General features: G+C 69.1%; 14 protein-coding genes. 4 read left to right on the forward strand and 10 right to left on the reverse strand.

What is annotated here, in order from left to right; genetic code table 11:
• The first annotated feature begins 95 nt into the window (after positions 1-95).
• The gene (locus ACTIGJ_RS09250; protein ID WP_439640049.1) at positions 96-821 is read left to right on the forward strand and encodes an SDR family oxidoreductase; all 726 of its coding nucleotides are present in this window, start codon (positions 96-98) and stop codon (positions 819-821) included.
• Between the two features lie 166 nt (positions 822-987).
• Here the strand turns inward: ACTIGJ_RS09250 and ACTIGJ_RS09255 are convergent, their stop codons facing one another.
• The 3 genes from ACTIGJ_RS09255 to ACTIGJ_RS09265 all read right to left on the reverse strand — a co-directional run bounded on the left by ACTIGJ_RS09255 (position 988) and on the right by ACTIGJ_RS09265 (position 2,465).
• Positions 988-1,317 carry a type II toxin-antitoxin system RelE/ParE family toxin gene (locus ACTIGJ_RS09255; RefSeq protein WP_439640016.1) on the reverse strand — a complete coding sequence of 110 codons (330 nt, stop codon included), beginning with the start codon at positions 1,315-1,317 and terminating at the stop codon, positions 988-990.
• Complete coding sequence (locus tag ACTIGJ_RS09260) at positions 1,314-1,565, reverse strand: type II toxin-antitoxin system ParD family antitoxin (protein ID WP_439640017.1); 252 nt, start codon at positions 1,563-1,565, stop codon at positions 1,314-1,316. The genes ACTIGJ_RS09255 and ACTIGJ_RS09260 overlap by 4 nt, the downstream gene beginning before the upstream one ends.
• Before the next feature lie 105 nt (positions 1,566-1,670).
• The gene (locus tag ACTIGJ_RS09265) at positions 1,671-2,465 is read right to left on the reverse strand and encodes an NRDE family protein (RefSeq protein WP_439640018.1); all 795 of its coding nucleotides are present in this window, start codon (positions 2,463-2,465) and stop codon (positions 1,671-1,673) included.
• A 91-nt stretch (positions 2,466-2,556) separates the two neighbouring features.
• Here ACTIGJ_RS09265 and ACTIGJ_RS09270 point away from each other — a divergent pair, with 91 nt between their 5' ends.
• Positions 2,557-3,474, forward strand: coding sequence for an EcsC family protein (locus tag ACTIGJ_RS09270; RefSeq protein ID WP_439640019.1), 918 nt, complete (start codon positions 2,557-2,559; stop codon positions 3,472-3,474).
• Here ACTIGJ_RS09270 and ACTIGJ_RS09275 read toward each other — a convergent pair.
• Together ACTIGJ_RS09275 and ACTIGJ_RS09280 are read right to left on the reverse strand one after the other, a co-directional pair.
• On the reverse strand, positions 3,426-3,899 hold the full coding sequence (locus ACTIGJ_RS09275; protein ID WP_439640020.1) for a GNAT family N-acetyltransferase: 474 nt from the start codon (positions 3,897-3,899) through the stop codon (positions 3,426-3,428). The two genes, ACTIGJ_RS09270 and ACTIGJ_RS09275, sit on opposite strands and share 49 nt — an antisense overlap.
• Positions 3,899-5,371 carry a RimK family protein gene (locus tag ACTIGJ_RS09280; protein WP_439640021.1) on the reverse strand — a complete coding sequence of 491 codons (1,473 nt, stop codon included), beginning with the start codon at positions 5,369-5,371 and terminating at the stop codon, positions 3,899-3,901. Before ACTIGJ_RS09280 ends, ACTIGJ_RS09275 begins: the two co-directional genes overlap by 1 nt.
• Positions 5,372-5,621: 250 nt before the next feature.
• Here ACTIGJ_RS09280 and ACTIGJ_RS09285 point away from each other — a divergent pair, with 250 nt between their 5' ends.
• Positions 5,622-5,987 carry a VOC family protein gene (locus ACTIGJ_RS09285; protein ID WP_439640022.1) on the forward strand — a complete coding sequence of 122 codons (366 nt, stop codon included), beginning with the start codon at positions 5,622-5,624 and terminating at the stop codon, positions 5,985-5,987.
• Positions 5,988-6,034: 47 nt separating this feature from the next.
• Here ACTIGJ_RS09285 and ACTIGJ_RS09290 read toward each other — a convergent pair whose 3' ends face one another.
• From ACTIGJ_RS09290 to typA, 4 genes are all read right to left on the reverse strand, one after another.
• Entirely contained in the window at positions 6,035-7,006 is a 972-nt protein-coding gene (locus ACTIGJ_RS09290) for a YncE family protein (RefSeq protein WP_439640023.1), read from the reverse strand.
• On the reverse strand, positions 7,003-7,536 hold the full coding sequence (locus ACTIGJ_RS09295) for an SRPBCC family protein (RefSeq protein WP_439640050.1): 534 nt from the start codon (positions 7,534-7,536) through the stop codon (positions 7,003-7,005). Before ACTIGJ_RS09295 ends, ACTIGJ_RS09290 begins: the two co-directional genes overlap by 4 nt.
• Positions 7,537-7,591: 55 nt before the next feature.
• Positions 7,592-9,271: an amidase gene (locus ACTIGJ_RS09300; RefSeq protein ID WP_439640051.1), complete on the reverse strand. Its 1,680-nt coding sequence runs from the start codon at positions 9,269-9,271 to the stop codon at positions 7,592-7,594.
• Positions 9,272-9,384: 113 nt separating this feature from the next.
• Positions 9,385-11,232, reverse strand: coding sequence for a translational GTPase TypA (gene typA, locus ACTIGJ_RS09305; protein ID WP_439640024.1), 1,848 nt, complete (start codon positions 11,230-11,232; stop codon positions 9,385-9,387).
• A 231-nt stretch (positions 11,233-11,463) separates the two neighbouring features.
• Here typA and ACTIGJ_RS09310 point away from each other — a divergent pair, with 231 nt between their 5' ends.
• Positions 11,464-12,192 (forward strand): DUF4197 domain-containing protein, encoded by a 729-nt coding sequence (locus ACTIGJ_RS09310; RefSeq protein ID WP_439640025.1) that lies wholly within the window; start codon positions 11,464-11,466, stop codon positions 12,190-12,192.
• Here ACTIGJ_RS09310 and ACTIGJ_RS09315 read toward each other — a convergent pair.
• Positions 12,189-13,070 (reverse strand): DUF6279 family lipoprotein, encoded by an 882-nt coding sequence (locus ACTIGJ_RS09315; RefSeq protein ID WP_439640026.1) that lies wholly within the window; start codon positions 13,068-13,070, stop codon positions 12,189-12,191. The genes ACTIGJ_RS09310 and ACTIGJ_RS09315 overlap by 4 nt on opposite strands.
• Positions 13,071-13,109: the final 39 nt, after the last annotated feature.

Here is a 13,109-nt window from a genome sequence, read left to right on the forward strand (position 1 = left end):
GGGCGGAGAAGGGCTGCAGCGATGGCCGATAATGCGGCCCGCAACAGGATAAAGGACCGGTGATGGGCAACGAGACGCAGGACAGGCTGTCGGGCGTGGCATTGGTCACGGGCGGCGCGCGCCGGGTCGGCGCGGCCATCGTCGAATGCCTGCATGGCAGCGGCATGAACGTGGTCATCCACTGCCGCAGCTCGGTTGCCGATGGCGCGGTGCTGGCCGCCCGCCTGAACGCACGGCGCGCCGATTCCGCCGCCGTGCTGCAGGCCGATCTGGCCGACGATGCCGCCATCGCCCGGCTGGCCGTCGCCGCCCATGCCCGCTGGGGCCGGCTCGACGCGCTGGTCAACAACGCCTCCGGCTACCAGCGCACGCCGATGGGATCGATCACGGCGGCCGTGTTCGATGCGCTGATCGCCTCCAACTTCAAGGCGCCGCTGCTGCTGACCCAGGCCTGCCTGCCGCTGTTCGGCGCCCGGGCGGCGGTGGTCAACATCCTCGACACGCTGGCCCGTCACGCCCGGCCCGGCTTCGCGCCGTACAACGCCGCCAAGAGTGCGCTGTGGTCACTGACCGAAACGCTGGCCGTGGAACTGGCCCCGCGTGTCCGCGTGAACGGAGTCGCCCCGGGTCACATCCTGTGGGCCGAATCCACGGCGCTGAACGCCGAGCAGCAGGCCGCCGAACTCGCCCGCATCCCGATGGCCCGCCTCGGCGAGCCGGACGAAATCGCCCGTGCGGTAGCGTTCCTGCTGGCGCCCGCCAGCGGCTACCTGAATGGCGTGATCCTGCCGGTGGATGGGGCGTTGCGGTTGAGGGGATGAACGTACGTTCGAGTCGACGTAGCCCGGATAGAGCAACGCGAAATCCGGGGCGCCGCGCACGTCGGAGATGGTGCTTCCCGGATTTCCCTGCGCTCTATCCGGGCTACGCGTACTGCATTCATTCTTCCGATATCGGCGGGTCGCGGTCCGCCCTACGGTCGCGCGGTCATGCGCCATCGGGCTCCCGCATCCACGCCGGGATATTCCGCTGTCCATGCAGCACACGCCAGACGTCGATGTGGTCCGGCTGCTCGATGTAGAAAACGAGGTGCGGGTAGCGCGTCAGCGGCCGAGCGCGCAGCCCCGGCAGGCTGAGCTCATGGGCGTAGCGCGGAGATCCTGCGGCGGGATGGCGGCCGATATGGCGGTAGGCCTTTTCCAGCGCATCGATGAAGCCGAGGGTCACCGCTGCGCCCGCACTATTTCGGTAGTCGGTGATGATCGCATCCACATCCCGGTTGGCCTGCTCACGCGGGATGACGGGTTTGGCCTTCACCCCTTTGCAGTGGGTTGGGCAGCGTTACGTACCCGATCCCGCAGGCCTTCGAAGTAGCGGGCATCGGCGGGTGCTGCTGGAGGCGACGCTGCTCCGGCCAGCAGCAGGCCGCGCAGTTGCAGGCGATCCTGATCCTTGCGGATCAACTCGCGGACGTACTCGCTGCTGGTGCCGTAACCACGCTGGCTGACCTGCTCGTCGACAAAGGATTTGAGGGTGTCAGGCAGAGAGATGTTCATCGTGCTCATGGCGGGAGCGTGGGTTGTTTGGCAAATTTTGGCAAGACCCGCATCCCTGAACGGCCTGGACTTTGCGCCGCAGGGCGTCTCCAACGTCGTTTGGCTTGATGCCGTTCAGCCGCGCCCCACCACCACCCGCGCCTCACCCACCAACTCACCATCGGCACCAAACCGCCGTTCGGCAAACAGCGCACGGCCATCACGGCCGAGCATGACGATCTGGCTGGCGCGGGTGCCGTAGCCGGGCAGCGTGATGAACGCGGAGGCCAGCATCCGTTCGCGTTCCAGGCCGATGCCGGTGTCGGGTAGCTCGCGGTCGGCCGGCCGATGCTCGTCGGCCAGCGCGGTGTACAGCGGTTCGAGGTCGGCGGCTTCGTCCGGCAGCGCGTTGCGGCCGGTGGGACTGTCGAGCCACTGGCGCAGCGCGGCGACCAGTTGACGGGTCTTCGGCCACGGTGATTCGAAGCGGCCGTTGGACAGGCCGTAGATGCCGGGCTGCACGGCTTCCCAATGTGGCTTCGGGCGATTGGTGGCGACGATCAGGTCGTCGCCGTCCCACAGCAGCAGGTTGAACGGGCCGTAGTCGTTGCCGTCGACTCGGCGCAGTTCGGCGAACGCCACCGCCAGGTCATCACCAGCGAGGAAGCCGCGCACCAGCTCGCCGCGCGACTGCGCCGGCTGCGGTGGCGTGGCTTCGCGGAAATTGGTGACGGCGGCCAGACGCGGCCGGCGGCGGTCGATTGCCAGCCAGCCGCCACCGGCTTGCAGGTCGCGGCCGCCGAGAATGTCCGGGTAGTCCTGCCAGGGGCCGAGCGGGGCGGCGGGCCGGCCGTGGAACTCGTCGCGATTGGCGATCAGCACCAGCGGGCAGGCGGGATGAACGTGGTAAGCGAAGGCGATCAGGCACATGCCGGAAATGATGCCCGATCGCCGCTGGCCCGCGCAGCGAACGGCGGCGCGAGGCACACTCCGGCATCCCTTTCCTGAATCCCCCTACGCCATGGCCTCACGCAAGCGCAGTGCCGAAGCGCCGACGCCGTACGAACACGAGCAGCTGGCGCGGATCACCGAATGGCGCAACGACGCGCCGGATTTCTTCAGCCAGGCGTTCGGCCGTGCGTTGTCGCCGGCGGCCAAGGCGGTGCAGCGGACGATCCCGGTCGACTGGCTGCGCGCGGCGCTCGACGGCGTGCAGCGCACTTCGGCGCGGATGGCCGATCGCCGCTCGGTGCTGCGGGCGGCCGGTGTCGACGATCTGGCGGCGCTGGCGGCCGGGTCGCTGGAATCCTGCGATCGGGTGGCGGCCAGGATCGGCCGGCGCGGCGCGGCGCTGGCCGGCGGCAGCGGTGCGCTGTTCGGCGTCGCCGGTGCGGCCGGGCTGGTGGCGGACGTGCCGACGCTGCTGGTGCAGGCGTTCCGAGTGATTCATCGCACCGGCCTGTGCTACGGCGAGGACTGCACGGACGAATCACTGAAGCGCCTGCCGGTGGCGATCTTCGCGCTGGCCTCGGCCAACACGCTGGAAGAGAAGCAGGCAGCGCTGGAGGCGATCGAGCACGACGCCGCTGCCAGCGATGCCGCGATTCGCGATGGTCTGGAACGCGCCGCCGAACGCGAGCTGGCCAAGGAAGCGACGGTGTTCAGCATCAGCAACCTGTCGTCGGCGATCGCCCGCCGGCTCGGGCTGGCCAAGGCCGGCGGCTCGCTGCCGCTGATGGGCGCGTTCGTCGGCGCGGCGGTCAATGCCTGGTACCTGAACGAAGTGGCCCACGCGGCGCGTGTCGCCTTCCGGCTGCGCTGGCTACGGCGGCGGCGCTGGCCGGCGTCGCTCGACGCCCCGGCTACGGCGCCGGTGCTGCCCGGCAAGGCTCAGGGGATCGATCGCGCCAGCCGCAGGCCGTCCGAGCCGTCGTCGTAATAGCCGGGCAAGGCGGCGACCGTGCGGTAGCCGAGCCGGTCGTACAGTGCCCGGGCGGCGGCATTGTCGGCGCGCACTTCCAGGCTTACGCGCTGGCAGCCTTCGGAAGCGGCCAGCGCCTGCAGCGCTTCGACCAGCCGCCGGCCGAGACCCGAGCCGCGCGCCTCCGGGGCCACCACCACCGAGTAGATGCGGATCGCCCGGCTGCCGGCCCGGCGCAGGCCGATCAGGTTGCCGAGCATCGCGCCGGTGCCGTTTTCGGCCACCAGCACCCGCGCCGTTGGCGCCTGCAGCAGGTGGCGCAGGCTGCGCCGGGACATGCGGTCGGACGGGAACAGCGCTTCCAGTGCCTGCATCGCGTCGACATCGCGAGGCCGGCCGCGACGGATGACCGCGCCGGCCGCGAGCTCAGGCGCGGCAGCCATCAGTCCGGCTCGCGCATCCGGGTCTGGGCATCCAGTTTCTTGACGAAGTAGGCCATGATCCGGCGGTAGATCGCTTCCTTCAGCACCAGGTCTTCCACGCCCCAGTCGATGTTCGGGTTGTCGTTGACCTCGATCACCTTGACGACGTTGCCGAACTGCTTGAGGTCGACGCCGTAGAGCCCGTCGCCGACCGCCCGCGCCGCCTGCACGGCCACGTTCAGCACCGCCTTCGGCACATGCTCGACGGCCAGGGTCTCGTGGTCGCCTTCGGACTTCGCACCCTTGGCGTCGCGCTTCACCACCTGCCAGTGCGCCTTGGCCATGAAGTAGCGGCAGGCGTACAGCGGCTGGCCATCGAGCACGCCGACCCGCCAGTCGTACTCGGTCGGCTCGAAGGCCTGGGCGACGATCAGGTCCGAGCGCTCCAGGAACTCGCGCGTCTCGCGCTTGAACGCCGCCGCGTTGTCGACCTTGATCACGCCTTTCGAGAACTGCGAATCCGGCTGCTTCAGCACCATCGGGAAGCCGAGCTGGCGCACCACTTCATCCAGGTTCGCGCGGTGCACCAGCAAGGTCTTCGGCTGCGGGATCCGGTGCCGTTCCATCAGCTGGGCCAGGAACACCTTGTTGGCGGCGCGCAGGATCGATTCCGGATGATCGACCACCACCAGGCCTTCGCGTGCGGCCCGACGGGCGAAGCGATAGGTGTGATGGTTGACCGCCGTGGTTTCGCGGATGAACAGCGCGTCGTACTCCGCGACGTGGCCGTAGTCGCCCTTGTCGAGGAAATCGACCGAGAAGCCGAGGTCCTCGGCGGCCTTCTCGAAGGCCTTCAGCGCCCGCGCATTCGACGGCGGTTCCTTTTCGTCCTCGTTGACCAGGATCGCCAGGTCGTAGCGGGTCGAATCGCGGCGCTTCGGCGGCGCGCGCCGGCGCGTGAAGTAGTCGCGCGCGGTCTGGTACAGGAATTCGTGATGGCTGGCCGGCACTTCGCCGAGCGCAATCGGGCCCAGGGTGTCGACCCGCCATTCGTCGCCACGCCAGACAAACTTGGCCTGCAGCAGCGGCGCCGGGAACAGGTTGAACAGCGCCCGCGCCAGCTTTTCGTGGCGCACGAACGGGCTGTCGCCGAAATAGACGTTCAGCACGTATTCGCTGGAGCCGAGCCGGGCCAGGCTCTTCTGCATCAGCTCCTCGATCTCGTCGTTCAGCACGGACGGCGATTCGGCGAGCTTCAGATCCTGCACCGTGGTGATGTCCGGCAGGATGCGGTGACCGCGGGCGCCGGCCAGCAGCGACACGTAGTAGCCGGTGGTCTGGTAGCTGAAGGTGCGGCACAGGTTGTAGACGCGCGCGCCGCGGATGCGCGTGAACTCGTCGTGCGTCAGGTACTTCCAGGCCGTCACCACCTCGACGCCGGGAATCTCCACCGGCCAGTCGGCCAGCTGATCGACCACCACCAGCCCGCTCATGCGAGCGGACCCGGGGCGGGGCTGAATTGCGGAGGGTCGTCGGCGGTGTCGCCGAAGGAATCGGCACCATCGACAGCGTGTGGATCGGGCATTCGTGGGTCTGGCGGGCGGAGGCGGGCAAGGCTTCCCGGGCGGCGAAAATGCTAGCACGCGCCCCGTGCGCGATCGGCGTCGCACATCAGCGTCTGGCGAAACGCGGGGCGGCCACTGAAGATTCGCCATCCGCCCCGCTGCTGAAGAGGTTCGCGACATGATTCTGGGACTCCGCACCGCCATCTACCCGGTCCCCGACCTTGCGGCCGGCAAGGCTTTCTACAGCGCCGTGCTTGGGGTCGAGCCGTACTTCGACGAGCCCTACTACGTCGGCTACCAGGTCGGCGGCTTCGAACTCGGACTGCTGCCGGACGAAACCCCGCATGCCGATGGCTGCGAAGCGCTGTGGGGCGTGGCCGACGCCGACGCCGCCTACGCCCAGCTGCTGACGCTGGGTGCGAAGCCGCTGGTGCCGGTCAAGGACGTCGGCGGCGGCATCCGCGTGGCTGACGTGCTCGATCCCTTCGGCAACCGCTTCTCGATCATCGAGAACCCGCATTTCGATCCGCGCGCAGTCCGGTGATCCGCCGCCGGCGTGTGGCCGTAGCCGCCGCGCCAATGCTGTAACGATCAGGGCGAGTGCCAGACAAAATGCCCAAAGCCGCGCGGCCCGTCGGCGGTTTCGGCGCTGCCGGTGATTGCCAGCGTGGCGGCGTCGATCCGCTGCACCGTGTTGCTTTCCCAGTTCACCACCAGCACCGAGCGGCCGTCCGGGCTGGCTTCGATGCCTTCCGGGTAGTCGCCTACCGCAATCGTCGCCAGCGGCGCGAGGCTGCCGGTGTCGAACACGCTGACCGTGGCCGCGTACTGGTTGCTGACAAAGGCGCGACCGTTCGGTGTCAGCGCCACCGCGTACGGCCGCTCGCCGACCGCAACGGTGCCGATCACGGTGGCCCGCGCCACGTCGATCACGGTCACGTTGTTGCTGCCGACATTGGCCGTGTAGGCGCGTGCGCCATCGGCGGACAGCGTGACGCCGAACGGCCGGGTGCCGACCTTCACCGTCGCGCGCACCGTGAAGCGGGCGGTGTCGATGATCGAGACCTGGTCGGCGTCGCGATCGGCGCTGATCAGGGTCCGGCCGTCGCCGCTGATCGCCAGCCCGGACGGCGATTCGCCGACCGCAACGAAGCCGATGACCGCGCGCTTGAGCGGATCGACCGCGTAGACGCGGTGCTGGTACCAGTCGGCGACATAGACCGGTGCGCCGGAAGGATGCACGGCGATGCCCAGCGGCCCGCCGCCGACCTCGATGCGGCCGACGACCGCGCGTGCCGCCGTGTCGATCATCGTCACGAACCGGCCTTCCGGGCTCGTCACATAGGCGCGGCCGGCCTGCTGCGCCACCGCGACGCCGGCCGGTTTGCCGGCGACCGGGATGTCGGCGAGCCGCTGCATCGTCGCAAGGTCGATCACCGTCACCCGGTTGGCGACCTGGGCCGGCACGAAGGCGAGATCGCCGGCAACTGCGGCGGGTGCCGAAAACAGCAGCGCCGCGACCGGCAGAGCCAGTCGCGGCGCGTGGCGCAGCCGATCGCTCACTTCGCTTCGAGCGACTTCTTCAGTTCGGCGAGTGTCGTGGTGTACAGGCCCTTGACGGCGGCTTCCGAGGCGTCGTCGTTCAGCTCCGGCGGCGGGTCGTTGTTCGGATAGCCGCGATAGAAGCCGGCCTTCCATTCGACCGTGCTCTTGCTGCCATCGCCGCTGACCTTGATGGTCGACGCGTAGTTGGTGACCGGCAGCACCTTGGGGTCGACCTTGGTGATCTTGTAGCCGAGCGTCTTGCCGTCGGCATCGAAGCGGGTCAGTTCTTCTTCGACGGTCGGCGCGCCGTCGCCCTTCAGGGTTAGCACGCGGGTGGCGCCGACGGCATTGCCGCCGGTGCCGACGGTCTTGGCGACCGCCGGAATCCACGAGGCGTCGTCGAACTTCGCGAGCCGTGCCCAGACCTTGTCGGCGGGGGCGGTGATCTCGATCGATTCGGTGACCTTCAGCCGCGACGGGCCGTGGCCCAGCGCCAGCGACGGCAGCGCGGCGAGCGCGACAGCGGCAACGAGTGATGTCAGCTTCAGCACGGCAACTCCTCCGGTTCTTTGTTCAGGGCGCTTCTTCGAGCGTGCCGGGAGTTTATCGTTCGCGGTCGCCGATCGCCGGCATGTCGGGATCGAGTGTCGGCGGGCGGTCGGCGACGGCCGTCGGCAGCAGGCGCGGCGGCTGGCGGTGGCGGGTCAGGCGTTCGAACGCCTGGCCGTAGCGCAGCAGGCGCGCCTCGCTCCAGGCCGGGCCGATGAACGACAGGCCGACCGGCAGGCCGTCGATCGCGCCCATCGGCACCGTCAGATGCGGATAGCCGGCCACGGCCGGCGCCGTGGACACAGCGGTCCCGGCATCGCGATCGCCGAGCGTGTGGTCGGTCAGCCAGGCCGGGCTGGCGGTCGGGGCGATCAGCACATCGAGGCGATCCTTCTTCAGCGCCGCGTCGATGCCGTCGACGCCGGCCAGCTTCAGCGCCCGGGCGCGGGCCTTGCGGATGCGGGCATCGCTGGCCGGCGGGCTGGCGGCCGACAGCCGCAGCAGGTCCTGGTTGTAGCCGGGCAGCATGCGTGCGGCCTGGCGTTCGTTGTCGGTGATCAGATCGCCCAGCCGCTTCGGCGCGGCCGCATCAAGGCCGGCCAGATAGCGCTCGACGCCGTCCCGGAATTCGGCGGCCAGCACCGCGATCTCGTCCTGCTGGTATTCGCCGGCGTGTGGCAGCGCGACGTCGTCGACGATCACCGCACCGGCGGCCCGCAGCGCGGCGATCGCCTCGCCGAAGCGCTGCGCGACTCGGGTCGGTTGCGCCGACAGCGGGCGCAGCACGCCGATCCGCACGCCTTCGAGCGTGGCGGTGTCGAGCCCGCAGTGGAAGCATTCGGCGGCGCGCTTGCCGCTCAGTCCGGCGGTGGCGGCATCGGCCGGATCGCGACCGGCGATCAGGTCCAGCAGCAGCGCGGCATCGGCGACGCTGCGCGCCATCGGCCCGGCGGTGTCCTGGCTGTCGGCCACCGGGATGATGCCGCTGCGCGACACCCGGCCGCGGGTCGGCTTCAGGCCGACGATGCCGTTGACCGCGCTCGGGCAGACGATCGAGCCATCGGTCTCGGTGCCGATCGCCACCGGCGACAGGTTGGCGGCCACGGCCACGGCCGAGCCGGCGCTGGAGCCGCAGGGGTTGCGGTCCAGCGCGTACGGATTGCGGGTCTGGCCGCCCCGGGCGCTCCAGCCGCTGACCGCGTGGGTCGAGCGCCAGTTGCCCCATTCGCTGAGGTTGGTCTTGCCGAGGATGATCGCGCCGGCGGCGCGCAGCCGCTCGACGACGTAGGCGTCGGCGGTCGGCCGGTGGCCGATGAGTGCCAGCGAGCCGGCCGTGGTTTCCATCGCTTCCCGGCCCTGGCCGACGGTCGCAATGTTGTCCTTCACCAGCACCGGAATGCCGTGCAGCGGCCCGCGCAGCTGGCCGGCCTTGCGCTCGGCATCGCGCAGCTCGGCGATCGCCATCGCGCCCGGATTGATCTCGATCACCGCGTGCAGGCCGGCGTCGCCGCGATCAAGGGCGGCGATGCGCGCCAGATGGAAGCTGACCAGGTCACGCGAGCTGAGCCGCCCCTCGGCCAGCCAGGCCTGCAGCGTCGACAGGCTGGCGTCCTCGATGGCCGGCAGCGCCGCGCGCGCCTCGACTGCCGGCGTGGTCGATAGCGACGAAGGTGCGGTGGCCTGCCGGGCCGGCGTACTGCAGGCGGACAGCGTCGCCAGGGCAGCCGGCAGCAGGATTAGAGGGAGACGTCGAAGCATGGCGATGGTGGCGGATGAGGGGCGGCAGGACCGGAAAACCAGAACGCCGACTTTCGTCGGCGTTCGGGATACAGCTTCGGCAATCAGGCTCAGGCGGCAGCCGATTCGCTGCGGCCGCGCTTGCGCTCGTGTTCCTTGAGGAACTTCTTGCGGATGCGGATCGACACCGGCGTCAGTTCGACGAGTTCGTCCTCGTTGATGAACTCCAGCGCCTGTTCCAGCGAATGCTTGACCGGCGGCGTCAGTAGCACGTTCTCATCCGAGCCCGAGGCGCGCATGTTGGTGAGCTTCTTGCCCTTCAGCACGTTGACCACGAGGTCGTTGTCGCGCGAGTGGATGCCGACGATCTGGCCTTCGTACACGTCCACCGCCGGGTCGACCATCATGCGGCCGCGCTCCTGCAGGTTGAACAGCGCGTACGGCGCGGTCTTGCCCTGCTCGTTGGAGATCAGCACGCCGTTGTGGCGGTTGCCGATGTTGGCGTTGTCGGCCTTCGGTCCGAAGTGATCGAAGTTGTGGAACAGCAGGCCGGTGCCCGAGGTCATCGACATGAATTCGGTCTGGAAGCCGATCAGGCCGCGCGACGGAATGGTGTACTCGAGACGCACGCGACCCTTGCCGTCCGGGACCATGTTGGTCATCTTGCCGCCGCGCTCGGCGAGGCCCTGGATAACGCCGCCCTGATTGGCTTCCTCGACATCGGCAACCAGCGTTTCGTACGGCTCGTGCATCACGCCGTCGATTTCCTTCTGGATCACTTCCGGACGGGCAACGGCGATCTCGTAGCCTTCGCGGCGCATGTTCTCGAGCAGGATGCCGAGGTGCAGCAGGCCGCGGCCCGAAACCTTGAACTGGTCGCCAGCGGCGCCCTGTTCGACTCTCAGCGCCACGTTGGTCTTCAGCTCGCGCTGCAGGCGGTCGCCGATCTGCCGCGAGGTGACGAACTTGCCTTCCTTGCCCGCGAACGGCGACTTGTTGACCTCGAACATCATGCTCATGGTCGGTTCGTCGACCTGCAGCGTGGCCATCTGTTCCGGGTTCTTCAGGTCGCAGATGGTCTCGGAAATGCCGAGGTCGGCGATGCCGGTGATGGCGACGATGTCGCCGGCTTCCGCTTCCTGCACCTCGATCTTGTCGAGGCCCATGAAGCCGAGCACCTGCAGCACCTTGCCGGTGCGCACCGTGCCGTCACGGCCGACCACCGACACCTGCTGGTTCGGCTTGACCTTGCCGCGGGTGATGCGGCCGGTGCCGATGACGCCGACGTACGAGGAGTAGGCCAGCGAGGTGACCTGCATCTGGAACGGGCCGTCGGTGTTGACCTTCGGCGGCGCGACGTTGTCGACGATGGCCTGGAACAGCGGGTCCATGTTGCCTTCGCGGATGTCCGGGTTGTCGCCGGCATAGCCGTTCAGCGCCGAGGCGTAGACGATCGGGAAGTCGAGCTGCTTGTCGGTGGCGCCGAGGCGGTCGAACAGGTCGAACACCTGGTCGATCACCCAGTGCGCGCGAGCACCCGGACGGTCGATCTTGTTGACCACGACGATCGGATTCAGGCCCATGCCGAAGGCCTTCTGGGTCACGAAGCGGGTCTGCGGCATCGGGCCGTCGGCGGCGTCGACCAGCAGGCAGACGCAGTCGACCATCGACAGCACGCGCTCGACTTCGCCGCCGAAGTCGGCGTGTCCCGGTGTGTCGACGATATTGATGCGGTATTCGATGTTGGTGCGCTTGTCGAGCCAGCGGATCGCCGTGTTCTTCGACAGGATCGTGATGCCGCGTTCGCGCTCGAGGTCGTTCGAGTCCATGACCCGCTCGCCGAGGTTTTCACGGGCATCGAGCGTCTGCGACTGGCGCAGCAGCTTGTCGACGAGGGTGGTCTTGCCATGATCGACGTGCGCGATGATGGCGATGTTGCGGAGATTCTCGAGGCTCACGATCTTGCTTCCGGTTTGCGCCCAGTGAGGGGCTGTTGCGGCTGCTTGCTGCGGCGCAGCAAGAAAAAGATCGCAGATTGTACGCATCTCGGCGTGAAAAGGCATGCGCCGTTCGCGAAAATCGTGCCGGATTCTCGACGGACGGCAGTTCCGGACCGGCGATCCCCGGCCTCGGCGTGCCGAGGCCGTACGCTGTCGACTCTTTGAAGGAGCGAGAGGATGCGATTCAGGATGCCTGCGGCCCTTGCCGCGTCCGTGGTGGTGGTGGCGGCAGCAGCGCCGGCGGTGGCGGGCCCGCTGGGCGATTTCGCCCAGAAAGCCTACGAGGCGACCCGCCGCGCCAACGGCAGCGGCCTGCCCGGCGAGGCCGACATCGGCACGGCCCTGCGCGAAGCGCTGGCCCAGGGGGCCGGCAACGCCGTGCGGCAGCTGGGCCAGACCGACGGCTACTGGCAGAACCCGCAGTTCCGGATTCCGCTGCCGAAAAAGCTGCTCAAGGCTGACGCGCTGCTGCGTGGTTTCGGTGCCGGTCCCCGGCTCGACGAGCTGCACCTGTCGATGAACCGGGCAGCGGAATCGGCAGTGCCGGCCGCGGCCGAGGTGTTCTCGGGCGCGATCCGGCAGATGACGCTGACCGATGCGCGCGCCATCCTCGACGGCGCGCCGGATGCCGCCACCCAGTATTTCCGGCGCAGCAGCAGCGATGCTCTGCTGGCGCGCTTCCGGCCGATCGTCGCCGGCATCACCGCCCAGGCCGGACTCGCCCAGCAGTACAAGGCGGTGCTGGCCAGCGCCGGCCCGCTGGCGGCGACGCTCGGCGCGCCCGATCTCGACAGCTACGTCGCCCAGAAGGCGCTCGACGGCCTGTTCCTGCGGGTGGCCGAGGAAGAAAAGGCGATCCGCGACAACCCCGCTGCCCGTACCACGGCGCTGATGAAGCAGGTCTTCGGGCGCCGCTAGCGGGCGGTTGTCGTCGCGGTCGCGGCGGAGTCGGGGCGCGACAGCTGCGCGAGGTCGTCGGCCAGCTCCTGCACCGTGGCCTGCAGCCGGTCGCGCTGGCCTTGATCGGCGGCGTTCAGCAGGGTGATCAGCAGCGCCCGCGCGCGGGCCCGGTCGGCCTCGCTGCGTGCCTGTTCCTGCGGATCGGCCGCTGCCGTCAGCCGGGCCAGCAGCCCGGGTTCGCGCCGGCTGGCGAGGCCGGCCACCAGCCGCTGGTGACGGGCCAGCCGCACCGCCGCCTGTTCAGCCGGCGACCGTTCCAGCGTCTGTTCGCGCGGCCAGGCGGCATCGAGCAGGGCCAGCTGCTGCGCGTTCAGCGCACCGATCCAGCGATCCAGGCTGTCGCGCCATTCGCGGCGCCAGTGCTTGCGGCGATCGTCAGGGCTGTCGTCGGCGTGGCGGCGCGCCTGCTTGTCGAGCGCCTTGCGCCGACTGCGGTCGTATTCGGCGATCTGTACATCGGCCAGTGTGGCCAACAGCCGCTCGGTGCCGGGCTGAGCCTGTTGCCACAGTGCATCGCCGTGGATCTCGGCAGCGGCGAGCGCGGCGTCGACGGCGGAGCCCAGCGGCTGTCCGCGTTCGATCGCGGAAGCAAGAATCCGGAGATCGGCGGCGTAGCGCGGCAGCTGGGTCTGGCGGTGCCAGCGCTGCAGCGCCTGGAATTCCGCCGTGAAGGCCGCTTTCTGGGCGGCGTCGAGGTCGATCTCGCGATCGATTTCCCAGCGCGCCAGACGTTCGAGCTGGTTGTAACCCAGTTTCAGCCCGGTGCTGCAGCCACTGCCGGCGAGCAGCAGCAGGCCTGTCAGCACAATCGTCACGGCGCGCGACAGGGCCATCATCGGCAAACCGGAATGGCGGCGGGTGTGTTCCGGGAGGCG

It is taken from the genome of Nevskia sp. (assembly GCF_051860985.1).
Lineage (GTDB): Bacteria > Pseudomonadota > Gammaproteobacteria > Nevskiales > Nevskiaceae > Nevskia.